Below are 23,166 nucleotides of genomic sequence, written 5' to 3'. Positions count from 1 at the left end.
AGCTAGGCGCTCAGAAACGGAACGCCGGGGCCGGCTCCCATCGCCGGCTTGGCGACGTCAAGCACCTGCTGGCCGGGCGGAATCACGGTGGTCACCGATCGCAGCCGCTGCGCGGCCGGCTGCGTCCCACGCGGCACGATGCCGTCCCTGAGGCCCATGGCAGCGGCGCGCAGCTCGCGGCGCGCCATGACGATCGGGCGGTCGCTCGATGCAAGGTGCTCCTTGGCGCGGTCCTGGATCGGTCCCATGCTCTCCTGCAGCGATGCGTCCTGCATCCCGATGCTCTCGACCCCGCTGTAGTGGACGCCTGCCTTTTGCTTGCTGCGGTCGATCAGGTAGTCGTTGCCCTTGTTGGCCACCGGCATGTAGGTACCCGGGATGGTCTTCACGTGCAGACCGCGGCCGGACAGCGCGGCATCCATTTCCTGTTGCGTCAACGCGCGCGTCGGGTGGAAGTCGAACGTCCAGGCCCAGCAATGCTCGTCGTCGATGGGCGTCCAGAAGTGGCCGTGCACCGGATGGTCGCCGAACGGGGGAATGAGCGTGTAGCAAGGCAGGACCCACTGCATCACGCGCCAGTAGCCGCCGCCTTCCTCCGTTTCGCGTCCGTAGGCGATCACCAGGCCGCCCGCGGACGGCTCGATCTCCATCTTGACCGCCAGCTCGGGGCGCAGGTACTTGCCCAGGTTGTCGGTGGCGATCATGTCCGCGCCGCGCACTTCCCCGCTGTGCAGGAAGGACACGTGGTGCGGATCGATGCCGCCCTCCATCGCCTGCAGGTAGTTGCAGGCCTGGTGCCGCTTGGAGACGTAGCGCGATGGCGCCGCCACCGTCGTGAATTCGTAAGCCGGCAATTGCGGCTGCAGCTCGGGCGGCCCCATGTAGGCCCACAGCACGCCGCCGCGCTCCACCAGTGGGTAGGAGGTCAGCCTGACTCGCGCTGCGAAACTCGGGTTGTCTTGCTCCGATGGGACTTCGACGCACTGTCCGGTCACGTCGAACTTCCAGCCGTGGTAGGCGCAGCGCAGCCCGTTCTGCTCGTTGCGGCCGAACCAGAGCGAGACGCCCCGGTGCGCGCAGAACTCGTCGATCAGGCCCAGCTTGCCGCTGGTGTCGCGAAAGGCGATCAGACGTTCGGAGAGGATCTGCACCCGCACCGGCGGGCAATCGGGCTGCGGCAACTCTTCGGCCAGCAGCGCCGGCAGCCAGTAGCGGCGGAACAGATCCCCCATGGCAGTACCGGGTGCGGTCTGCGTCAGCAATGCGTTGTGTTCCTGGCGGGTCGACATGGTGGTTCGATCGGGTTGGATTCAATGGCGGGTGGGGTCAGGCCTGGACGGCCATGGGCAGCGCCTCGCGCACCTCGAAGGTCCGCGCGCCTGAGGTGATCACCGGGTCGCGTTCGAACCAGCCGGCCACCTCCGCGGCGGATTCCCCCTGGCAGATCAGCACCCCCTGGATGGCACCGGCTTCGTACTGCGGAAATTTCCACCCGGTCTGGATCCGGCCCTGGCGCAACAGCGCGCGCAGGAATTCGATGTGCGCCGGGCGGTGTTCCGCGTTGCGGTCCACGTCTCGCATGGTGTAGATGAGTGCGTAGGTGTTCATGATTCAGGGCATGTAGCAGCCGTTGTTCACCCAGAGCACCTGCCCCGTGAAGGAGCGGGCCTGGGGCGACAGCAGGAACAGGATGGAGTCAGCCAGGTCGTCGGGAACGCAGATGCGGCCCAGTGGGCTGGACTTGATGCGTTGCTCGAGTCCGGCATCGCCGCCGATCATCTGGCGGAACCGCGGGGTGTCGGTGCTGTGGGGTGCCACGCAGTTGACGCGAACGCCGTGCGGCGCCGCGGCGGCCGCGAGCGACCTGGTCAGGCCGATCACGCCGGCCTTGGCCGCGCAATAGGCCACGCGGTCGGAACCGGCAACCTGCGCGAATGTGGAGCTGGTCGTCACCACGGCACCGCCGCCCCCCTGCTCCTTCATGAGCACCGCGGCCGTCGTCGCCACCACGTACGCCGAATCCAGATTGAAGCTGATTTCCTTGCGCCACGCGTCCAGGTCCACCTGCAGCGCATCGTGCAGATGCGCTCCGCCAACGGTGATCACCACACCGTCGAGTCGCCCGCACCTGTCGCGCGCCTCCTCCAGCACGCGGCGCACGCCCTCGACGGCGGTGGCGTCGCAGTGGCGGAACTGCGCGCGTCCCGAGCGCACGAGCTCGAGCTCGTCGCCGGTGGCGGCAAGATCCGCGATGGTCACGTCGCGGCCCGCCGCGGCGGCCGCGGTCGCGGTCGCCAGCCCGATGCCGCTGGCACCGCCGAAGATCACCAGCGCTTGGGGCGCCGGGCCGTTGCGAGACGACGGCGTGTGGGCCGGCCTCATTGCGTCCGCGCCGCGGCCCACGGGCGCTGGGTGAATCCACGCCCCGGCTCCCAGGCGCCGCAGAGCGTTGCCCAGCGCTGGCCAGCATCACGCGAGTAGGCCGCGTACTCTTCGGGGAAATGCTGATATGGCGGGCGCACCGGGCCGCAGCGCGAATAGCCGGCTTCGTTGATGCGCGTTTTCTCGACCTGGATGTTGTATTGAGCGAACACCTCCGGTTGCGCCACTAGCGGCATGATCGGCGCGTTGGCCCAGCCGATGGCTTCGACCCAGTCGCGTGCCGCCGCCGTGTCGCCCGTCGTGATGGCGCGCATCAGCTCGACGGACGGCAGCGGGTTCATTCCGGCGGCCGTGGCCCAGCATGCGGTGGTGGTTTGGGGCGCGATCGCGTGGAACTGATGCGCCACCATGTCGCTCGGCAGGAAGTGGATGCGCCCGTGCGTGGCGTCGATCATGTCGGCCAGCCCGTCGGCGCGGGAGCACTTGGCCGACATCACTGTCGGCGCGGCGCGGCTCACGGCCTTCCAGAAATCCACCGGGAAATTGAACCGGAACGCGCGGGCGTTGGCGTACACCATGATCCCGAGGTCGGGCAAGAGCTCCGAGATGCCGGCGTAGAAGTCCACCGCCATGGCCTGCGACAGCGGCTGCCACATCGGCAACCCCAGCAGCGTGCCGTCAGCGCCCTGCTCGCTCACGAAACGCAGGCGGCGCACGGTGTCGTGTCCGCCCAGCGCCGTCGCGCCGATGAAGGTCGGCACGCGCCGCCGCACGGTCTTGAGCACGCAATCGACGAACGTGCGGAAATCCGCCTCCGACAGGGTGGCGCATTCGCCGGTGGTTCCCAGCGCGATGAGGCCGCAGACGCCGTCGCGGATCAGTGCTTCCACCAGGCGCACGGTTTCGTCGACGTCCACGGTGTCCATGGCGTCGAGCCGGTCCGCCCCGGCCTTGGCGGGGGTCGCGATGATGGCGTACATCCCGCGGATGTCTTGAGCAGTGATCATTTCTTGTTTCTCGTGAAGGAAAGTCAGTCGCGAAACTGCATCGGCGGCGCGCCGGCGATGCCCCAGATATCCCCCTTGTGCTCGGGGCCCCAGAAGCGCGCCTGGGTGACCTCGACGCTCTCCACCCTCTCCATGTCGCCGTAGTACTCGACAACCAGGCCGGCCGGATCGCGGAAATAGGCGAAGACGTTGTTACCGGGGCCGTGCCGGCCCACGCCCCAGATGCACTCGGCGCCGGCGGCGCGCAGGCGCGCGTACTCACGCATCACCTCGTCGACGCCGCCGATGTCGAACGCCATGTGCTGCAGCCCCTTGCGCCCGTTGCGGCTGGCCGCCAGCGCCACGCTGTGGTGGTCGGTGTTGCAGCGAAGGAAGGACATGCCCATGTGCGTGCGGTCCGAGACGGAAAAGCCGATCAGGGCGTAGAACGCCTCCTGCGCCTGAACCTGGGGCGTCCACAGCACGGCGTGGCCGAGGTGACGCTTGCTGCGCGTTGCACGCGGCCCGGACGGCTCGCTGGGGACGATCAGTTCCACGCGGTTACCGTCGGCGTCGGCGACGGCGGCGACCAGCCGGTCCCCGGCAAGCACCCCTTGTCCCGGCGCCGAGAGCACAGCATGCCCGGCGCGGCCCACCCGTTCCAGCAGCGCATGCAAGTCCGCTTCGGAGGCGACCGCCAGCCCCAGGTGATCCAGGCCGGCCGTGTCGCCGGCGGCAAGCATCAGGTCCGCGTGATTCTCCCCCTGGGAGCGGAACCCCCGCTCGCCGGCAATCGCGATCACCGGCTCCATGCTCCACACGCGCTCGTAGAAATCGCAAGCGGCCGCGAGGTCGGGCACACGGACGCCGACGCGGTGCAGGCCGGATACTTTTGCCATCGATGTCTCCTTTTTCCCCAGCAATCCGGCTCAGCCGAACTTCAGGTTGATGTTCTTCGTGTAGGTGAACTCCAGGAGTTCCGAGAAACACTCTTCACGGCCGATTCCTGAATGCTTGACGCCCCCGAACGGGGCCCCAAGGAAGTGCTGGCTGACGTTGTTGATCCAGACGTAGCCGGTTTGAATGCGCCGTGCCGCGCGGTGCGCGGTGTCCAGACTGCTGGTCCAGATCGAGCCCGTGAGACCGAAGGGCACCCCGTTCACGGCATCGAACAGCGCGTCCTCGTCCCTCCACTTGAAGATGGAGACGATCGGCCCGAAGACTTCCTCGCGCGCGAGCCGCATGTGCGGCTGGACGTCGGCGAAGACCGTGGGCTCGAAGAAGAAACCATCCTTGAGCAGCGGGTCCTGCGGTTGCTTGCCTCCGCAGACCAGCCGCGCCCCTTCGGCGGTCGCCGAATCGACGAAGCCCTGGACCTTCTCGAGCTGGGCGCGACTCACGAGGCTGCCCATCGTGGTGGCCGGGTCGGTCGGGATGCCCGGCTTGTGCCGTTGCGGCAACAGCGCGGCCACGCGGTCCAGCACCCTGTCATGGATCGATTCGTGCAGGAACACGCGGCTGGTCGACCCGCAGCTTTGCCCCGACCAGGTGAAATTCATGCCGCCGATGATTCCGTCGACCAGCTTGTCGAAGTCCGCATCGGGGTAGGCGATCAGCGCGTTCTTTCCGCCCAGTTCCAGCAACACCGGCTTGAGGTCGTCGGCGGCCGTCTTCATCACGGCCTTGCCCGTGGCCACGCCACCGATCAGGGTGATCTTGCGCACCAGCGGATGCCGCGCCAGCGCTTCGCCGCACTCGGCGCCGCCGGGGAGGAAGTTGACCACGCCCGCGGGGAACAGGCTGCCCACGAGTTCGGCCAGGCGCAGCATGGACAGCGGCGCCTGGTCGGGCGACTTGATGACGACGGTGTTGCCGGTGGCGAGCGGCGCCGCGAGCCGCGCGGCCGCGAACATCAGCGGGTGGTTGTACGCGACGATGCGCGCGACGACGCCCAGCGGCTCCTGCACCGTGTAGTTCAGGTTGCCATCGCCCATGGGAATGGTTTCGCCCTTCACCTCGGTGGCCAGACCCGCGAAATAGTCCAACGCGTCGGCCGCGAAGCCCGCGTCGTGCGCCAGGATCGACACCGGGTTGCCGTTGTTCAGAGCGTCCAGCTGGGCCAGGGGCAGCGCGTGCTCGCGCAGCAGCGCGGCGGCCTGCCGCAAGTACCTGGCCCGCTCGGTCGGCCGCAGGGCCGCCCAGGCTGGAAAGGCGGCCTGGGCCGCCTCGACGGCGGCGCCCACGTCCGCCGTTCCCGCAACCGCCACGCTGCACAGGACCTCGTCATAAGCCGGATTGACGGTTTCGGCGTAGCGCCCCGACTGCGGCTCGTGCCAGTCGCCACCGTAGAACAGCGCTCGGTGGCTAGGAAGGATGCCGGGGGGGATCTCGTGCGTTCGCATGGACAGAAGCTGGGGGAGTTCAGGCAGGACTGTGGGGGAGGGCGGAGTCTAGGAACACTGTCCGGATCAGCCAATACAATGCGGCTTATTGCCTGAATCAATCGTTTTGATACAACGAACGTCCTTGAACCTGGACCTGCACACCCTGCGGGTGCTGGAGGAGATCTTTCGCACCGGCAGCCTGTCACGCACGGCCCAGAGACTGGACCTGACCCAGCCGGCCATCAGCATGGCCTTGGGCCGGCTGCGGCGGCACTACGACGACCCGCTGTTCGTCCGTGTCGGCAACACGATGCGCCCGACGCCGCAAGCGGAAGGCATCCGGCCGGACGTCTCCGCCCTCATCGCCTCGATGGAGGCGACCCTCAACTTCCGCACCAGCTTTGATCCGGGCACCACGCAGCGCACCTTTCGCATTGCCGTCTCCGACATCAGCCAGATCGTCATGGGGCCCTTGCTGATCGAGCAGCTCTCGGTGCAGGCGCCGCATTCCAGCGTGGAGTTCAGCAGCATCGGCGACCGCACCCCTGAACTGCTGCAGAACGGCTCCGTCGACCTGGCGCTGGGCCTGGCCCCGCAGATGCCGCAAGGTTTCTTCCAGCAGGCCTTGTTCAAGCAGGGCTTCGTGTGCCTGTCCCGCTCCGACCACCCGCGCATCAGGACCAGGCTGTCGCTCGCGCAGTTCCGCGCCGAAGGGCATGTGGTGGTGGTCTCGTCCAGCACCACCCATCTGATCATCGAGCGCGCGCTGGAGCAGCAGGAAATTCGCCGGCGCGTCGTTGTGCGGATTCCCAACTTCATGATGATGGGCAAGCTGGTCGCCGGCTCCGACCACCTGGCGACCGTGCCGGGTCGAGCGGGCCTGGTGATGGCGCGCGAATGCGGCCTGCGGGCGCACCCTCCGCCGTTTCGGCTGCCGGAGTACTCGGTAACGCAGTATTGGCACGAACGCCAGTTGCGCGACAACGGCAGCCGCTGGCTGCGCGAGCTGATCCAGCGGGTGGCGGACGCATGTTAAGGCAGCACGCCGTGACGGGCCGCGCGATCGTCAGCTGCGGCCGATGGACGAAGTGGGGCCGGCGGGCACCACCGGCTGCACGGCAACCAACACCTGAGGACATGTCAGTCCCTGCACCAGCGCGAGCCCATGCCTGGACGGTACCGTGACGGTGCATCCATTTCCCACCGACAGCTCCTCTGCGAATTGGAGCCATCTTCCTAGAAGTCACTGGTCCGGAAAAACCGGCAGATCAGTCTGCATTCGGCCGAAGATTCATCCGCAAGTGAATTAAGCGAAATCGCATGCCGCACGCTAGCGGGCCGGCGCGCTGAAGACGGCCTTCAGTGCGGCGCCGAAAGATAAGGGCGAGGATCTGCATCCGCCAGTAAAACGCCCACGCCCACGCCCACGCGCCGCGCCGCGCCGGAGGCAGCGCGCACGCGCGCGCGGTGGTGTGAAGGGCCCGAGGCTGGATTGCTGCCCAACCCCGCCCGGCGGGGAGCCGACGGCCGCGCCCCGCCTACTGCCCCGTGATACCCCGGTCCTTGATGAGTCGGCCCAGGGTCTGGGTCTCGCGCCGCAGATAGCTGGCGAATTCCCCTTGTGTACTCATCACCGGCTCCGCGTTGAGGTCGTTCAGTCGCGAGAGAACGTCGGGAGCCTTCAGCGCCCTGGCGAACTCCGCATGGATCCGGGCAACGATGGCCGCGGGCGTGCCGCTCGGGACGAACAAGCCCGTCCATTGCTGCGGCTTGAAGTCGGGAAAGCCGGCTTCGGCGAACGTGGGGACGTTCGGCAACTGCGCCAGGCGCTTGTCGCTGGTGACCGCCAACGCCTTGACCTTGCCCGCCCCCGCCTGCGGGACGGCCAGGGTGCTCGAGATCAGCAGCGCCTGGATGTGGCCGCCCATGAGGTCGGTCATGGCCGGTCCGCCTCCCTTGTACGCGACGTGCGGAAGATCGGTGCTGGTCAGGTCCTTGAAGACTTCAAAGTAGAGGTGGTTGCTCGTGCCGATGCCGGGGCTGCCATAGCTCGCCTTCGCACCGCCCGCCTTGGCATGCGACACGAACTCCTTCACGGTCGTGGCTGGCACCGTGTTGGGCACCAGCAGGACGAGCGGGATGCGCGCCAGCATGCTGACCGGCGTCAGGTCCCTGAACGTGTCGTACGGCAGGTTCTGCACGAGGTGAGGGTTGGCCGGCACGCTGTCCGCGCTGAGCAGGATCGTGTACCCGTCGGCCGGCGCCTTGGCCAGCAGCCCCTCGGCGAGAGTGCCGCCCGCGCCGGGGCGGTTCTCGATCACGACGGGCTGGCCCAGGCCTTCCTGCAACCTTGGCTGCAGCGCGCGCGCGATGAGATCCGTCAAGCCGCCCGGGGCGAAACTCACGAGAATGCGAATCGGCTTCGCCGGCCACTCTTGCGCCGAGGCCGCAGTTGCTGCGACAGCAAGGAAGGAGCCGCAGACTGCGGCCGCGACGCGGCTGAGGAAAGCCCGCTTGTGCATGATGTCTCCTTAATTTGTGCGGTGCCGATCGCCGGCACCCGATGTCCGGACAATGGACAGTCGTCTCTATTTTCGCCAACATCGGGCCTCTGTCAATCAGTGCGCCCCCGAACCCGAAAACCCATGGATCAAGACACAGACGAAAGAACCAGCCCCTCGGCAGGCGAAGGCGTGCGGGCGGTGGAGCGAGCCTTGGACATCCTCGCCGCCTTCGGGCCGGCGCAGCACGACCTGTTGGTTGCAGACCTCGTCAAGCGTGTGGGCCTGACCCGTCCGACGTTGTACCGGCTCCTCAACACCTTGGAGAAACGGGGATTCGTGACTTCGTCGGGTGAGCCGCAGCGCTTTCGCCTGGGCCCCGCCGTGGCGCGGCTGGCGCACGCCTGGAGCACCACACTCGATCTGACCGCCCTGGCGCGGCCGGTGATGACGGAGGCATGGACTTTCACTGCCGAAACCGTCGCGCTGTTCGTCGCCCGGGGTGACATGCGCCTGTGCGTGGCCGAGATGCAAAGCCCCCAGCCCATCAGTTTTCGGCGTGGGGTGGGTTACAGCGAGAAGCTGGTGCGGGGTGCCAGCGGCCGCGCGATCCTGGCGTTCACCCCACTGCAACCAGGGCAACTGGACGCCTTCGCAGCCGGCACGAACACCGACCTGGCTTGGCTGCGCGACCAACTGACCATCACCAGGGAACGCGGTTACGCCATGGGCCACAACGAGCTGATCCAGGGGGCCTATGCGGTTGCGGCACCCTTTTTCGACACCAGCGGGACCGTCGCGGGCTCCCTGGGTGTCTTCGGTCCCGATGTGCGCCTGACGGAGGCTCGCGTGCATGACTTCGGCAAGGTGCTGCGGACCATGGCGGACCACCTCACCGTCAGCCTGGGAGGCGTTCCCCTTTCTTGACCTTCCGTTTCGCAGTTCGTACAATGGACACCATCACCGCACAACGGACAAGCCATGAAAGACATGATGAAGACGCTCGTGCGCACGGGCCCGGCAACTGCGACCGGCAATCTGCTGCGCCGCTACTGGATTCCAATCCTGCTTTCGCGTGAAGTCGCCGAGCCAGACGGACCGCAGGTCCGGGTGCAGATCCTCGGCGAGAAGCTGCTTGCGTTCCGGGACAGCGAAGGCCGGGTGGGCCTGATCAGCGAGTTCTGTTCGCATCGTGGCGTGTCGCTCTATTTCGGCCGCAACGAAGCCAATGGCGTGCGCTGCAGCTACCACGGGCTCAAGTTCGACATCCACGGCAAGTGCGTCGACGTGCCCCAGGCGCCCCAGGTCTGCGAAAAGATGTCCATCACCGGCTACCCGTGCATCGAGCGCGCCGGCATCGTCTGGGCCTACATGGGGCCCAAGGACAAGCAGCCGGGCCCGCCCGGCGTCGAGTGGGCCAACCTGCCGGACAGCCATGTCTTCGTGTCCAAGCGGCTGCAGGAATGCAACTACCTGCAGGCCATGGAAGGCGGCATCGACACCAGCCACGTCTCCTTCGTGCACAAGTTCGAGGTCGACAACGATCCCTTCCACCAGGGCACCAAGGCCAACGACTACATCAAGAAGGACGGCAACGTCACCTTCGAGGTCGAGCGTCACGACGGCGGGCTGACGCTGTTCGGCCGGCGCATGGGCGAACCCGACTCCTACTACTGGCGCGTCACCCAGTGGATCTTCCCCTGGTACAACCTGATTCCGCCGTTCGGCGACCACGCCCTCGGCGGCCACGTGTGGGTGCCGATCGACGACCACCACTGCTGGGCGTGGAGCATCAACTTCCGCCCGGACCAGCCGCTGTCGGCCGAGGAGCGCCACCACCTCGAAGAGGGCAAGGGCGTTCACTGCGAGTACGAGCCCGGCACCAATGTGCCCGGCGGGACCTGGCGGCCCAAGGCCAACAAGGGCAACGACTACCTGATCGACCGCCAGGCGCAGAAGGAGGGGCGCTCGTTCAGCGGCGTGTTCGGCTTCGCCGCCCAGGACGCCTCGCTGCAGGAAAGCATGGGGCCGATTCAGGACCACGAGGTCGAAAAGCTGTTGCCTTCGGACCGCGCCATCGTCATGGCACGACGCATGCTTTTCGAAGCAACGGTCGGCCTCGAGCAAGGCCAGGAGCCGCCGGCCACCGAGTCCGCCGCGCAGCGCGTGCGCTCCGCGGGCGTCCTGCTGCCGCGGGAGCAGAGGCCGCAGGAGTGGGCCAAGTCGCACCTGGTCTACGGCGAGAACCAGCCGGTGTACTCGCTGTGAGCGGCCGCCTGGCAGGGAAGGTCGCCCTGCTCACGGGCGGCGGCGGCGGCATCGGGGCTGCCACCGCCGCCCTGTTCTGCGCCGAGGGCGCCCATGTGGTGCTGGTCGACATGGACGCCGGCGCCCTCGAGCGTACGGCGGCCGCCATCGCCGAGCGCACGCCGGAAGCGAAGGTCAGGGTCATGGCGGCCAACGTGGCCGACCCGGCGACTGCCGTCGCTGCGGCAAGCGAGTGCCTGGCAGCTTTCCGTCGCATCGACATCCTGGTGAACAACGCTGCAATGCGCAACTACGCAACCTTCGCGGACGCAAGCCCCGAAGAGTGGCAGGCCGTCGTGAACGTCAACATGATCGGCAACGCGAACTTCTGCCGCGCGGCCCTGCCCGCCTTGCGGCAGTCGGGTAAAGGGGCGATCGTCAACGTGTCGTCCTGCTACGCCGTCAAGGGTCGAAAGGGGATGGCCCTCTATGACGCCACCAAGGCGGCCATCATCGCGATGACCCGCACCCTGGCGTTCGAGGAGGCCGCCCACGGCATCCGGGTGAACGTGGTGTGTCCCGGTTCCACCCTCACGGAGTTTCACGTCAACCGGACGAAAGCCGCCGGCAAGAGCGTCGAGGCGTTGAAGGACCAGCGGCAGGACACCTCCCTGCTCGGGCGCTGGGCCGACCCCGTCGAGATCGCGCACCCCATCCTCTGGATGGCTTGCGACGAGGCCTCGTTCATCACCGGCACCACCCTGGTGGTCGACGGCGGCTTGCACATCAAGTAACCATGATCATCCAGAACCAGGCGGACCTCACCCGCGCCGTGCTCGCCGAAGTGGCACGCACCCCCGATCCGCGGCTGCGGCGCGTGCTGTCCGCAGCCGTTCAGCACCTGCACGACTTCGTGCGGGACACCGAGCTGACCGAGGCCGAATTTCGGCAGATCTGCGCAGTGATCGCCAAGTGCGGCCAGCTGACGACGCCCTCGCACAACGAGGTGGTACTGGCTGCCGGATCGCTCGGCGTTTCGGCGCTGGTTTGCCTGTTGAACAACGGCGGCAGCATGGGCGAGACGACCGCCAACCTGATGGGCCCGTTCTGGCGCCAGGGATCGCCCCTGACGCCCCATGGCGGGTCCATCGTGCGCTCGCCCACCCCCGGCTATCCGGTGTTCGTGAAGGCCTGGGTGCGCGACGAAGCCGATCAACCGGTCGCCCGCGCGGAGGTGGACATCTGGCAGGCGTCCGGGGACGGCTACTACGAGAACCAGGATCCGCAGCAAGCCGACATGAACCTGCGTGGCAAGTTCATGACCGACGCGCACGGTTGCATCGAGTTCCGCACGGTCAAGCCGTCCGGCTACCCGATCCCCGTGGACGGTCCCGTCGGCGCGCTGATTCGCGCCCAGGGCCGGCACAACATGCGGCCGGCGCACATCCATTTCCTGATCCACAAGCCCGGCTACAAGACGCAGTTTTCGCAGCTGTATTCGAGCGACGATCCGCACCTCACAACGGACGTGCAGTTCGGGGTGACGCAGGCGCTGGTCGGAGAGTACGTGCTCCACGAGGACCAACCGGCACCCGACGCGAGCATCGCCGGCCCCTGGTATTCCCTCGAGCATCGCTTCGTGGTCACCCCGGGTGAGGCCGCCCTGCCGCCCCCGCCCATCACCGCCAAGACGCAGGGCCCGCGGCCCCCGCTCGTGGTGCTCGAAAGAACGACCCAAGGAGAACTCTCGTGATCAGCCAGCAAGAGCGGCGACAGGCCGCTGACGCCCTGTTCGAAGCAGGGCGCAACTGCCAGCCCATTGCGCAAGTGAGCAAAACCTGGCCGGCGATGGAAATCGAGGACTCGTACGTGGTCCAGCAAATGTGGGCGGAGAAACGGGTGCAGGCCGGCGCGCGCGTGATCGGCCACAAGATCGGCCTGACTTCCCGCGCGATGCAGCAGGCATCGAAGATGACCGAGCCCGACTACGGCGTGCTGCTCGATGACATGACCTACGCCGACGGCGCGCGCATTCCCGTGGCGCGTTTCTCGGCGCCACGCCTGGAAGTGGAGCTTGCGTTCGTGCTTGGCAAGCAGGTCGGTGGCAAGAACGTGACGATCTACGACGTACTCGACGCCACAGCGTATGTGACGCCGGCGCTGGAGATCATCGACTACAGGACCGAGGTGCCACGCGCGATCGTCGACACCATCGCGGACAACGCCGCCGCGGCCGGAATGGTGACCGGGGGACGTCCAGTTCGCCCGATGGACGTCGACTTGCGCTGGTGCGCTGCCACGCTTTCGAAGAACGGCGTCATCGAGGAGTCAGGGGTCTCCGCGGCCATCATGGGACATCCTGCAATGGGCATCGTCTGGCTGGCGAACCGCCTGGCACGGCACGACATCATGCTCCAGCCCGGCCACATCCTGCTCGCCGGCTCCTTCACGCGACCGGTCAACGTCGCAGCGGGGGACGTGATCCACGCCGACTTCGGGCCGCTCGGTTCCATCGGCGTCTCGTTCTACTGATTCGCCGATCCGGAGCGCTGCGCACGCGCAGGTCGCGTTCAGACGGCCCCCCAGAGCAGGCCCAAGTCCCGTGAGCAATCCCCGAACCTCGTCCGGCCTTCCCAACCAGTTGTTCATCGACGGTCGATTCGTGGATGCAGCAGACGGCGACACACTCGCCAGCATCAACCCGCATGACAACTCGGTGCTCGTGGACGTCGCCATGGCAGGAGCGGTCGACGTCGATCGGGCAGTGGCGGCCGCGCACCGCGCTTTTCCGGCCTGGCGCAACCTGCCTGCCGCCGAACGCGGCCGTATCCTGCTCAAGGCAGCAGACCTGATCGAGAGCCAGGCAGAGGAACTCGCCCGGGTGGAGTCCCTCGACACCGGCCATCCGATCCGCGACTCACGCCTGATCGATGTCCCGCGCACCGCGATGACGTTCCGCTACTTCGCAGGCATGGCCGACAAGGTACAGGGCGACCAGATTCCCGTGGATGCGGGCTTCCTGAACTACACCCTGCGAGAACCATTGGGGGTCGTCGGGCAGGTGGTGCCGTGGAACTTCCCCCTGATGTTCACCGGCTGGAAACTGGCCCCTGCGTTGGCAGCCGGAAATTGCGTCGTCATGAAGCCGGCCGAACTCACGCCGCTGTCCTCCTTGCTGATCGCCGCCCTGCTGGCCGAAGCAGGGATCCCCGCCGGCGTAGTGAACGTCCTGCCCGGCCTGGGAACGGTGGCGGGGCAGGCCATCGCGGAGCATCCTGGGATTGCCAAGATTTCCTTCACTGGCAGCACGGCAACGGGCCGGCGGATTGTCCAGGCGAGCGCGGGCAACCTGAAGAAGGTCCAACTGGAACTCGGCGGCAAAGGAGCCAACATCGTCTTCGAGGACGCCGACCTGACCGCGGCCGTGAATGGAGCAGCGTTCGCCAGCTTCCACAACCAGGGCCAGGCCTGCATCGCGGGCTCGCGCCTGGTGTTGCACGAAAGCATCGCCGACGCGTTCCTGGAGAAGTTCATCGCGCTGGCCCGGAGCATCCGCCTGGGCAACCCGCTTGACCCGGACACCGAGATGGGGCCGCTGACCAGCGCCCTGCATCGTGACCGGGTGCTCGGCTACGTGGAGATCGCCCTGTCCCAAGGTGGTGAATTGCTAAGTGGTGGCCGATCGCCCCGCGGCGAATTGGCCGCTGGTTGCTACGTCGAGCCCACCGTCGTGCGCGCAGCCTCCTGGCGAGACCGCATCGCGCAGGAGGAAGTGTTCGGCCCGTTCGTGACCGTGCTGACCTTCAGGAACGACGAGGAAGCGCTGGAGATCGCAAATGGCACCGAGTACGGGCTCGGTGGCGGCCTGTGGACGCGCGACCTGCAACGGGCGCACCGCTTCGCCCGCGAACTGCACAGCGGAATGGTCTGGGTCAACTGCTACAAGCGAGTGAACCCGGCATCTCCCTTCGGCGGCAATGGCATGTCCGGGTACGGGCGTGAAATGGGCTTCGAAGTCATGCGCGAGTACACCCAGGTGAAAAGCGTATGGATCAACGTTGACGCGAAGATCCCGCCGCACTACCCGCGTTAGGCAGGCGGCCCGGGCGGTCACCATCAAGCAACGAAAAGGAAAGCATGCGAGTTGAACAGCAAGGGGCAGTCGGCGGCGGCGCCGCGAGTTCCACCGCGACGACAGTCGCCGAGCACTACCTTGCAGTCCTGAAGGACCGCGGGGTGGATTTTCTCTATGTTGGCGCGGGCACCGATACCGCGCCGATCGTCGAGGCCTATGCGCGGGCCCAGGCATCGGGCCTGCAGTTCCCGACGCCGGTCTTGGCCGTGCATGAGAACCTCGCCGTCGGCATGGCGCACGGCTACTACATGGTGTCAGGCAAGCCGCAGGCCGTGATGTTGCACGTGAGCGTGGGCACCGCCAACGCGGTCTGCGCCCTGATGAACGCGGCGCGCGCCCGCGCGCCGATGTTCTTCACCTCCGGCCGCACACCGCTTTTCGAATCCGGCTACCCGGGCAGCCGCACCAGCGAAATTCACTGGGCGCAGGAGATGTACGACCAAGCCGGCATGGTGCGCGAGTTCGTGAAATGGGAATACGAGCTGCGCGATGGAATCAACGTCGAGCAGGTGGTCGACCGCGCGCTCAACATCGCAATGGCCGAGCCGAAAGGCCCGGTGTACCTGACGTTGCCGCGGGAGGTGCTCGCCCGTGCGCCGGCCATCGGAGGCTTCGGGCGATTTCCGGCGACACCCACTGCAGCGTTTCCGGACGCCACAGCAGTGCGGCGGCTGGCACACGCCCTGGCGGCCGCCGAGTTTCCCGTCATCGTGCCGGGGCTAAGCGGCAGCGACCCCGGCACGGTCCCGCTCCTGGCCAGCCTGTGCGAGCGGTTCGCCATCGGCATCGCCGAGGCGAAGGTGACGCGCCAAATGAACGCCCCGTCCACGCATCGACTCCACCTCGGGCACGAGCTGGGGCGTGTCTTTCCGAAGGCGGACGCCCTGCTCTTCCTCGAGAACGACGTACCCTGGGTGCACAGGCAGACTCAGCCGACCAAGACGGCATTCATCGCCCACGCGGGCGTCGACCCGCTGTTCGTGAACTATCCCGTGCGGAGCTTTCCCGCCGACTTGTCCATTACCACCTCGGTTCGGGCGCTCCTCGACCTTCTGGCGGTCGAGCTCGAAGCCATGGGAGTCGACCGCGACAGCCGGGTGGCCGCGCGCAGGCAGCGGCTGGCGCAGGAGGCGCGCCAGTGGGACGAGCACGTGCAGTCGACCATCGCCTCCGACGCCGCCCAAGGTGGGCCGATCACGAAGCTGTTCCTGTCGCACTGCCTCGAGCAGGTGCGACCTTCCGACGCCGTGGTGGTCAACGAGTACTCGCTGGTGCGCGAAGCATTGAGCTTCGACGAGCCCGGTACCTTCTTTTCGCTGCCGTCTTCCGGTGGCCTCGGCTGGGGCATCGCGGCGGCGCTGGGCGCGAAGCAGGCGGCGCCGGACAAAATGGTGATCGCCGTCGTCGGCGACGGGGCGTACATCTTCAACAACCCCGCCGCGTGCCACCAGGCTGCGGCGATGCATGGGCTACCGGTGCTCATCGTGGTTTACAACAACGAGGCCTGGGATGCCGTGCAACTGGCTGCCACCGGGATGTACCCGAACCAGAGTGCCGCCAGGGAACGGCAGGAAAGGGGAACCGCACCCATCGCATCGCTGAAGCCCCTGCCGGATTTCGAGCGCTATGCGGAAGCGTCCGGCGGATACGGGGAGCGCGTCACCAGCCGCGAGCAGTTGCTGCCCGCGTTGCGTCGGGCCCTCGACGTGGTTCAACGAGAAAAGCGCGTGGCCCTGCTGAATGTGATGGGCGTCTGACCCCGCACCAGAATCAAAGGAGACAAACCATGCAACAAGCGCGTCGCCAGTTCTGTACGGCCGCGGCCCTCGGACTGCTGGTCGGAACGCAGTCCAGGGCGCAGTCACCGTTCCCTGATCGTCCCATCAAGTTCATCGTGCCCACGTCCCCCGGCAGCGGCCCGGACGTGCTCGCTCGCGGCCTGGCTCAGATCATGGGTGCCAGGCTGAACCAGCCGCTGGTGGTGGAGAACCGTCCGGGCGCGGCGGCCAACATCGGTTTCCAGGCGATGGCGAAGGCGCCGGCCGATGGCTACACCATCGGGATTGTCCCCAACCAGTTTTCCATCAACCCGCACCTCTACAAACTGGGCTTCGACCCGATGAAGGACCTGGAGCCGCTTTGTCTCGTCGCGCGCGGGGCGATGGTGCTCGCGGTGCGGCCCGGGCTGGAAGCCCATGACCTGGCCTCGTTCATCGCGCTGGCGAAGAAGTCCGAGAAACCGCTGACCTTTGCATCCGCAGGCACCGGGTCGCCCCAGCACATGGCCGGCGCCCTGCTGCAGGACATGACGGGCGCCAGGCTGCTGCACGTGCCGTACTCGGGAGTGGCGGGGGCCATGACCGCGGCGATCAGCGGCGAAGTGGACTGCATGTTCATGGCAGTGCAGCAGGCCGTGCCGCATGCCAGGTCCGCCCGCGCGCGGTTGCTCGCCGTCTCGACTAGGCGCGCCAGCCCGGCGCTGCCGAACGTGGCCACCGCCGATGCCTCCGGCCTGCCCGGGTTCGATGTCGGGCTGTGGTTCGGGCTGGTCGCGCCTTCGGGCGTTCCCGCGGCGGTGAAGGCACGCCTGATCGACGAGGCGAGCAGGGCCATCGACGACCCGCAATTCGAAAAGACGCTGCAAACACAGGGACTGGAGCCCTCTTACCTGCCGCAACAGGAGTTCATCAGCCTCGTCAGAACCGACATGGACCGTTGGGGCCCCGTCGTCAGGCGCCTGAACATCAAGGCCGAATGATCTCGGGCGCCGCAGCAAGACGGGACACTCCTGCGGCACGCCCCTTGCGCGAGACATGATGCACGACACCATTGCTTTCGGCGGCAGCGCGCCAGCCAGCCGCCGCAAGGTCCACGACATCGCTGATCCTTTCCGCAAGGCGACAAGGCGTGGAGCCGTTCTATCAACATGGCGTGTGTCGATGGCACGCTTCGAATCCCGCCCGTCCAAGCGGGGCGTGTGGGAGTACCTCTTCTACATCGACGTCGTGGGGCATCGGATGGACCCCGCAGTCGCTGCTGCCCTGGGCGCCCCCGCAGGGGGCGCAGGTCAAGATGCTGGGCGCCTACCCTTCATGGGAAGACGGGGCGCCGCAGTTGTCGCGCGGCGGACGCCCCCTTTACACGTTGTGAGCAATGCCTCAGGAGCCAAGCACCATGAACATCTTCGACCGCAGGGCAGCCCTTGTCCTGGCCGCAGCAGCCTTGTCCACCGGCGCCTTCGCGCAGGCGCAGGAATGGGGGCCCAACCGGCCCGTGCGCATCATCGTCCCCATCGTGGGCAGCACCAATGACGTGGTGGCCCGACTGGTGGCACCCAAGCTGCAGGAGGCGATCGGCCAACCGGTGATCGTGGAGAACAAGCCCGGTGCAGGCGGCAACATCGGCGCCGACATTGTGGCCAAGGCCGCACCCGACGGGCACACCCTGCTGATCGGCTACAACGGGCCGATGGCGATCAATGCCACGCTGTTCGACAAGATGCCCTACGACCCGGTCAAGGACCTGGCGCCCATCACCCTGGCGGTAAAGTCACCGCAGTACCTGGTGGTCAACGCCAACTCCGGGATCACCAGCGTGGAGGACCTGATCGCCAAAGCCAAGGCGGCGCCCGCCAAGTTCTCGTACGCCTCGGTGGCCGTGGGCAGCGCCTCGCACCTCACCATGGAGATGCTGAAGCTGGCGGCGAAGGTCCACATCACGCACATCCCTTACCGCGGCGCGGGTCCCGCCGTGATGGACCTCGCCGCCGGCAATGTGCATGCCGCGTTCCTGGTGCCAGGCAACGTGCAGCAGTTCGTCAAGGAAGGCAAGCTCAAGCTGCTGGCCTCCAGCGGCACGAGGCGCTTTGCCAGCACGCCGGACGTACCGACCCTGATCGAACTGGGATACAAGAACTTTGAAGCGACCTCGTGGATCGGCTTTCTCACCACCGCGGGGACACCGCGGCCCATCATCGACCGCTTCCACCGCGAGATCGTGAAGATCCTTAACTCCCCGGAAATCACCCGCAGGCTGCAGGAGATGGAGTTCGAGGTGGTCGCCACCACCCCCGAGCAGTTCGGCAGCTGGATCAAGGCGGAGATCCCGCGCTGGGGTGTGGTGATCAAGGCGACTGGGGCGAAGGCGGACTGACGTCGTGGCAACTGCAACCCATCGAACCACAAACCTGCTGGCATGAGCCGGACACCATCCTCCATGTTCCATCGTGTACTTCACCTCCTTGCTGCGGCGCTCCTCGCCGCCGCCGGCGCCGGCGCCGCCGCCCAGACCTACCCGGACCGCCCCGTCACCCTGGTGGTGCCATTCGCGGCCGGCAGTGGCACCGATGCCGTGGCCCGCGTCGTTGCACAGAAGCTGGGAGAGCGGCTCAAGCAGCCGGTCGTCATCGACAACCGTGCCGGCGCCAACGCGCAGATCGGGGTGGAGCATGCCGCGAAGGCAGCGCCGGACGGCTACACCCTGCTCATGACGACCGCGACCTCGCACTCCGTCAATCCCGCGCTGTACAAGAGCTTGCGCTACCACCCGATCAACGACTTCACCCCGATCGGGCGCACGGGCATCCTTCCCTTCGTGGTGACGGTGAGACCGTCGCTCCCGGTGAAGACCATCCGTGAGCTGATCGAGTACGCACGCGCCAACCCCGGCAAAGTCTCGTTCGCGACTTCCAACAGCACCTCTATGCTCGCCTCCGAGGCGCTCGCCAAGATGGCTCAAGCCGAGATGATCAGTGTCACCTACAAGTCGGCGCCGCAGGCGCTGACGGACATGCTCGCAGGCCACCTCGACATGTACGTTGTCGATTTCGGGGTGGGCTTGCCGTCGATCCGCAGCGGCAAACTGCGGCCGCTGGCAATGACGAATGCGCAGCGTTCCCCGCTCTTGCCGGACGTGCCCGTGCTCGCCGATACCCTGCCGGGCTTCGACCTGAATCCGTGGAACGGAATCTTCGGACCTGCCGGCCTGCCCAAACCGATCGTGGACAAGCTGGCCGCCGAGCTGTACGCGGTGCTCGCGGACAGCGACACGCACGCAAGATTCGCGGCGGTCGGCTTCGACGTCAGCCCGACCAGGACATCCGAGGAGTTCCGCAAGTACGTTGCCGACCAACTCGCCTCCTACGCCCAGATGGCCCGGATCGCGCGCGTGCAGCCGCAATGATCGCGTCGAAGGCAGGCAGCTGACTGTCGCCGCCGCGGCGCACGCTGCTGCAACGTCGCGCCTGTATGTGCCGGACCGCCGGCCGCGCCCTTCAGCTGCCGGGCGCCACTTCTTTCTGCGCCCCTGCGCTTGCGAGATGCTCCACCAGGAGCCTGGCTGGCTGGGAGAGGGAACTCTCGTCGCGGTAGCAGACCACGATCCGCCGATGTGCCCAGGGGTTGCTCAAGGGAATTACGCGCACCCCCAAGGCCTGGGCGGCGGGCTCCGCGATCTGGCGTGGCATCACGCTCACCGCCAGGTTTGCGCCCACCACCTTGAGGGCGGCCTCGAAGCTGTTGACGAGGACCCGGTACACCAGCGGCTTTCCCTCCAGTGCCGAAGCGCGCTGGAGAACGGCCTTGACGGCGCTGGTCATGGGCATTCCGACGTGGTCGAAATCCAGGGCCTGTTCGAAAGACACCTCCGCCAGGTGTGCCAGGGGGTGCACTGCCGGCGTGACGATAGCCAGCCGATCCATACGGTACAGGCGGGCCTGGAGTTGATGCATCTCGACGGCATCCCAGCAGATGCCAACAGAGGCATTGCCTTCGCGGACGCCGATCGCGACCGCGGTGCTGCTGCGCTCCTCGATGTCCAGCTGGATGCCCGCGTGGCCCGGGACCTGCAGGAACCGTGACACCTCGGTCGCGAGAGTTCCGGCAAGTGCCGAAGCCGAGACCAGCATGCGGACCTTCCCCCGGATGCCTGACGCGTACGCCGCCATGTCACGCTCGATCCCGGCCACGCTCGCGAACATGCTGCGGGCGTGTTCGAGCAGGGTTTCGCCTGCTGCCGTAGGGACGACCCCATGCCGCCAGCGCTCCAGCAATGGCGTGCCGAGGGAATCCTCAAGCTGGGCTATTCGCTTGCTGATGGCCGACCCGACGATGTTGGCCTGGGCAGCCGCCTTCGTGATGCTTCGCGTGTCGCACACGGTAACGAACAGCTGGAGGGTGGTGAGATCGAGATTCTTCATGAAGGGACGGCTCGGTGGCCCAGGTATTCTGTAGCGGAAGAGGTGTCGTTCCGAGTTTGCGCTTCTGGGACGCGACCGCCCTTCCTAGAATCGGCGCTTCGTTCAGGAGACTTCCATGGCACGCATCCGACACATCGCGATCCTCACCGACGACCAGCCGAAGCTGGCGAATTTCTACAAGACCGCCTTCGAAATGAAGGAAGTCCACCGGCATCCGGTTCTTGGTCCCGGCGCGGGCGCTGGCGAGGCGATCTATCTGTCCGACGGCGAACTCAACCTCGCCATCCTCCCCACGCGCGGACGCCCCGAAGGCCTCCATCATTTCGGCTTCCAGGTGGACGACATGCAACGGGTTGCCGCGACTGCGGGGGACCTGGGCGGCAGCAGGAGCGCGGAAGCGCTGCCCAAGGACGGACGCTTCACCGAACTGTTCGTGCTCGACCCGGTGGGCAACCGCATCGACCTCACCGAAGAGGGCTGGAAGGTTTGAACATGCCCACCCTCCGACGCAGGACCCTCCTTTGCGGCGCGCTCGCCTCGGCACTGCCTTGTGCGTGGGCCCAGGGGTATCCCGACCGGACCATTCGGCTGGTGGTCCCGTTCGCCGCCGGGGGCGGCTTCGACGCAATCGTCCGCCCTTTCGCCGAAAAGCTATCCGCCGTGCTTGGCCAAGCTGTCATCGTGGACAACCGACCGGGCGCGGGCGGTGCAATCGGCACGGACTTCGTCACGCGGGCAGTGCCGGACGGGTACACCCTGTTGTTTGCGAACTCCTCGATCGTGACACAGCCCCTTCTCCAGAAGAAGACCACCTATGACCCGGCCACGGATCTGGTGGCGGTGAGTCGGGTTGGCGCGGTAAGCACAGGGCTGGCTGTCAACCCCAAGCTCCCCGCGAACAACCTGGCGGAGCTCATCGAGCTCTCGAAGCGCAGGCCTCTCAACTTCGGCACTCCCGGAACCGGCACGGCGCCTCACCTGGTCGGTGAACTCCTCAACCTGAACGGGACGATGAGGCTTGTGCATGTGCCGTACAAGGGCACCGGCCCGGCCATGGCCGATGCCGTCTCAGGGCAGATTGACATGGTGATGGCGCCGGTGTCCGCCACGGCGCAGCTGGTCCGCTCCGGCAAGCTGCGAGGCATTGCCGTCCTCAGCCCAGCACGCTCGTCGCTGATGCCCGAGCTCCCAACCTTCCTCGAGAGCGGGTTGCCCGACGTGCAAGGGGAGACCTGGTACGGCGTCTTCGCCCCGGCGCGCGTTCCCGCGGCGGTCATCCGGCGTCTGAACGAAGCCGCGGGGCAAGTGCTTGCGCAACCAGAATTCATGGTGGCACTGCGCAAGGCCGGCTACGAACCACAGTTCAGCACGTCCGCCGCGCTGGCCGAGACGGTCCGCGCGGACCAGCAGCGCTGGGCTCGGGTGGTTCGGGAAGCGAAGCTGCAGATCGAGTAGCCTAGTGCAACTGAATCGCCCCGGGCTCCTTGGAGGCCAGTTGGTTTAAGTCAGACCTCCACCAAGGTGGCCTGACTGGCGAGTTGCCGGTAGTAGTTTGCCTCAGCCTGCGCCGGCGGATGTAGCCGATGGGTTCGAGCAAGCGATGGTGGTTAAACCAGGACACCCATTCCAGCGTGGCCAGTTCCACCGATTCCTTGGTTTTCCACGGCGCCCGGCGGTGGATCAATTCGGCTTTGTAGAGGCCGTTGATGGTCTCGGCCAGAGCGTTATCGTAGGAGTCGCCCTTGCTGCCCACCGACGGCTCGATACCCGCCTCTGCCAGTCGCTCGGTGTAACGGATGCTGACGTATTGCGAGCCGCGATCCGAGTGGCAAACGAGGCTACCGTCTCGCTCGGGCTGCCGGGCGTACAGGGCTTGTTCCAGGGCATCCAGCACGAAGTCTGTTCGCATCGAACTGCTCACGCGCCAGCCGACGATGCGGCGAGCGAACACGTCGACGACGAACGCCACGTACAGCCAGCCCTGCCAGGTCGAAACGTAAGTGAAGTCGCTGACCCACAGCTGGTTCGGCCGCTTGGCCCGGAACTGCCGATTGACCCGATCCAGCGGGCACGGCGCCTTGCTGTCGCTGACGGTGGTCCTCACGACCTTGCCGCGCATCACGCCGCGCAGTCCCAGACGCCGCATCAGCCGCTCCACCGTGCAGCGGGCCACGACGGTTCCCTCGCGTGCCAGCTGCTTCCAGACCTTGTCGGCGCCATAGACTTGCATGTTGGCCTGCCAGACACGTTGAATCTGCGGCGCCAGGGCCTCATCGCGGTGGGCTCGGGCACAGCGTTTGTTCGGCTCGCGCAGCAGCGCTGCGTGGCGCCAGTA

General features: G+C 66.8%; 21 protein-coding genes and 2 pseudogenes. 14 read left to right on the top strand and 9 right to left on the bottom strand.

Annotation, left to right across the window (positions count from 1 at the left end; translation table 11 throughout):
- Positions 1-2 precede the first annotated feature (2 nt).
- The 6 genes from JWP65_RS02275 to JWP65_RS02250 are packed head-to-tail and all read right to left on the bottom strand — an operon-like array spanning position 3 to position 5,770.
- Positions 3-1,289, bottom strand: a complete 1,287-nt coding sequence (locus JWP65_RS02275) for an aromatic ring-hydroxylating dioxygenase subunit alpha (protein WP_299759945.1) — start codon at positions 1,287-1,289, stop codon at positions 3-5.
- A gap of 37 nt (positions 1,290-1,326) precedes the next feature.
- Complete coding sequence (locus tag JWP65_RS02270) at positions 1,327-1,608, bottom strand: YciI family protein (protein WP_299759943.1); 282 nt, start codon at positions 1,606-1,608, stop codon at positions 1,327-1,329.
- A 3-nt stretch (positions 1,609-1,611) separates the two neighbouring features.
- Positions 1,612-2,382: an SDR family NAD(P)-dependent oxidoreductase gene (locus JWP65_RS02265; RefSeq protein ID WP_299759941.1), complete on the bottom strand. Its 771-nt coding sequence runs from the start codon at positions 2,380-2,382 to the stop codon at positions 1,612-1,614.
- Positions 2,379-3,389, bottom strand: a complete 1,011-nt coding sequence (locus JWP65_RS02260) for a dihydrodipicolinate synthase family protein (protein WP_299759939.1) — start codon at positions 3,387-3,389, stop codon at positions 2,379-2,381. The genes JWP65_RS02265 and JWP65_RS02260 overlap by 4 nt, the downstream gene beginning before the upstream one ends.
- A gap of 23 nt (positions 3,390-3,412) precedes the next feature.
- A complete protein-coding gene (locus tag JWP65_RS02255; RefSeq protein ID WP_299759937.1) occupies positions 3,413-4,291 on the bottom strand; it encodes a VOC family protein in 879 nt (292 codons plus the stop codon).
- A 6-nt stretch (positions 4,292-4,297) separates the two neighbouring features.
- Positions 4,298-5,770 carry an aldehyde dehydrogenase family protein gene (locus tag JWP65_RS02250; protein ID WP_299759935.1) on the bottom strand — a complete coding sequence of 491 codons (1,473 nt, stop codon included), beginning with the start codon at positions 5,768-5,770 and terminating at the stop codon, positions 4,298-4,300.
- A gap of 124 nt (positions 5,771-5,894) precedes the next feature.
- Here JWP65_RS02250 and JWP65_RS02245 point away from each other — a divergent pair, with 124 nt between their 5' ends.
- Entirely contained in the window at positions 5,895-6,788 is an 894-nt protein-coding gene (locus JWP65_RS02245; RefSeq protein WP_299759933.1) for a LysR family transcriptional regulator, read from the top strand.
- Positions 6,789-7,290: 502 nt separating this feature from the next.
- On the opposite strand, the gene JWP65_RS02240 is transcribed toward JWP65_RS02245, so the two are convergent.
- Positions 7,291-8,274: a tripartite tricarboxylate transporter substrate binding protein gene (locus JWP65_RS02240; RefSeq protein WP_299759931.1), complete on the bottom strand. Its 984-nt coding sequence runs from the start codon at positions 8,272-8,274 to the stop codon at positions 7,291-7,293.
- Positions 8,275-8,397: 123 nt separating this feature from the next.
- Between JWP65_RS02240 and JWP65_RS02235 the strand changes: the two genes are divergently transcribed.
- The 11 genes and pseudogenes from JWP65_RS02235 to JWP65_RS02185 all read left to right on the top strand — a co-directional run bounded on the left by JWP65_RS02235 (position 8,398) and on the right by JWP65_RS02185 (position 19,816).
- The gene (locus JWP65_RS02235) at positions 8,398-9,180 is read left to right on the top strand and encodes an IclR family transcriptional regulator (RefSeq protein ID WP_299759929.1); all 783 of its coding nucleotides are present in this window, start codon (positions 8,398-8,400) and stop codon (positions 9,178-9,180) included.
- Positions 9,181-9,234: 54 nt separating this feature from the next.
- Positions 9,235-10,521 carry a Rieske 2Fe-2S domain-containing protein gene (locus tag JWP65_RS02230; RefSeq protein WP_299759927.1) on the top strand — a complete coding sequence of 429 codons (1,287 nt, stop codon included), beginning with the start codon at positions 9,235-9,237 and terminating at the stop codon, positions 10,519-10,521.
- Entirely contained in the window at positions 10,518-11,294 is a 777-nt protein-coding gene (locus tag JWP65_RS02225) for an SDR family NAD(P)-dependent oxidoreductase (RefSeq protein WP_299759925.1), read from the top strand. The genes JWP65_RS02230 and JWP65_RS02225 overlap by 4 nt, the downstream gene beginning before the upstream one ends.
- A gap of 2 nt (positions 11,295-11,296) precedes the next feature.
- Entirely contained in the window at positions 11,297-12,253 is a 957-nt protein-coding gene (locus JWP65_RS02220; protein WP_299759924.1) for a dioxygenase, read from the top strand.
- Complete coding sequence (gene hpaH / locus JWP65_RS02215) at positions 12,250-13,032, top strand: 2-oxo-hept-4-ene-1,7-dioate hydratase (RefSeq protein WP_299759922.1); 783 nt, start codon at positions 12,250-12,252, stop codon at positions 13,030-13,032. Before JWP65_RS02220 ends, hpaH begins: the two co-directional genes overlap by 4 nt.
- A 70-nt stretch (positions 13,033-13,102) precedes the next feature.
- Positions 13,103-14,593, top strand: coding sequence for an aldehyde dehydrogenase family protein (locus JWP65_RS02210; RefSeq protein ID WP_299759920.1), 1,491 nt, complete (start codon positions 13,103-13,105; stop codon positions 14,591-14,593).
- Between the two features lie 44 nt (positions 14,594-14,637).
- The gene (locus JWP65_RS02205) at positions 14,638-16,392 is read left to right on the top strand and encodes a thiamine pyrophosphate-requiring protein (protein ID WP_299759918.1); all 1,755 of its coding nucleotides are present in this window, start codon (positions 14,638-14,640) and stop codon (positions 16,390-16,392) included.
- A gap of 29 nt (positions 16,393-16,421) precedes the next feature.
- Complete coding sequence (locus JWP65_RS02200) at positions 16,422-17,393, top strand: tripartite tricarboxylate transporter substrate binding protein (RefSeq protein ID WP_299759916.1); 972 nt, start codon at positions 16,422-16,424, stop codon at positions 17,391-17,393.
- A 149-nt stretch (positions 17,394-17,542) separates the two neighbouring features.
- Positions 17,543-17,679 (top strand): annotated as a pseudogene (locus JWP65_RS02195) (ACT domain-containing protein); the annotation flags it as partial.
- 130 nt (positions 17,680-17,809) lie between these two features.
- Positions 17,810-18,787 carry a tripartite tricarboxylate transporter substrate binding protein gene (locus JWP65_RS02190; protein WP_299759914.1) on the top strand — a complete coding sequence of 326 codons (978 nt, stop codon included), beginning with the start codon at positions 17,810-17,812 and terminating at the stop codon, positions 18,785-18,787.
- A gap of 63 nt (positions 18,788-18,850) precedes the next feature.
- Positions 18,851-19,816: a tripartite tricarboxylate transporter substrate binding protein gene (locus JWP65_RS02185; protein ID WP_299759912.1), complete on the top strand. Its 966-nt coding sequence runs from the start codon at positions 18,851-18,853 to the stop codon at positions 19,814-19,816.
- Between the two features lie 91 nt (positions 19,817-19,907).
- Here JWP65_RS02185 and JWP65_RS02180 read toward each other — a convergent pair whose 3' ends face one another.
- On the bottom strand, positions 19,908-20,831 hold the full coding sequence (locus tag JWP65_RS02180) for a LysR family transcriptional regulator (protein WP_299759910.1): 924 nt from the start codon (positions 20,829-20,831) through the stop codon (positions 19,908-19,910).
- A 115-nt stretch (positions 20,832-20,946) separates the two neighbouring features.
- Here JWP65_RS02180 and JWP65_RS02175 point away from each other — a divergent pair, with 115 nt between their 5' ends.
- Positions 20,947-21,321, top strand: coding sequence for a VOC family protein (locus JWP65_RS02175; protein WP_299759908.1), 375 nt, complete (start codon positions 20,947-20,949; stop codon positions 21,319-21,321).
- A 101-nt stretch (positions 21,322-21,422) separates the two neighbouring features.
- On the top strand, positions 21,423-22,286 hold the full coding sequence (locus tag JWP65_RS02170; RefSeq protein ID WP_299759906.1) for a tripartite tricarboxylate transporter substrate binding protein: 864 nt from the start codon (positions 21,423-21,425) through the stop codon (positions 22,284-22,286).
- A gap of 50 nt (positions 22,287-22,336) precedes the next feature.
- Here JWP65_RS02170 and JWP65_RS02165 read toward each other — a convergent pair.
- A pseudogene (locus JWP65_RS02165) lies at positions 22,337-23,166 on the bottom strand (IS3 family transposase); the annotation flags it as partial.

The organism is Ramlibacter sp., assembly GCF_028292805.1.
Classification (GTDB): domain Bacteria; phylum Pseudomonadota; class Gammaproteobacteria; order Burkholderiales; family Burkholderiaceae_C; genus Ramlibacter.
Note: the sequence above shows the minus strand (reverse complement) of the source record. Positions and strands in the feature narration are given on the sequence as shown.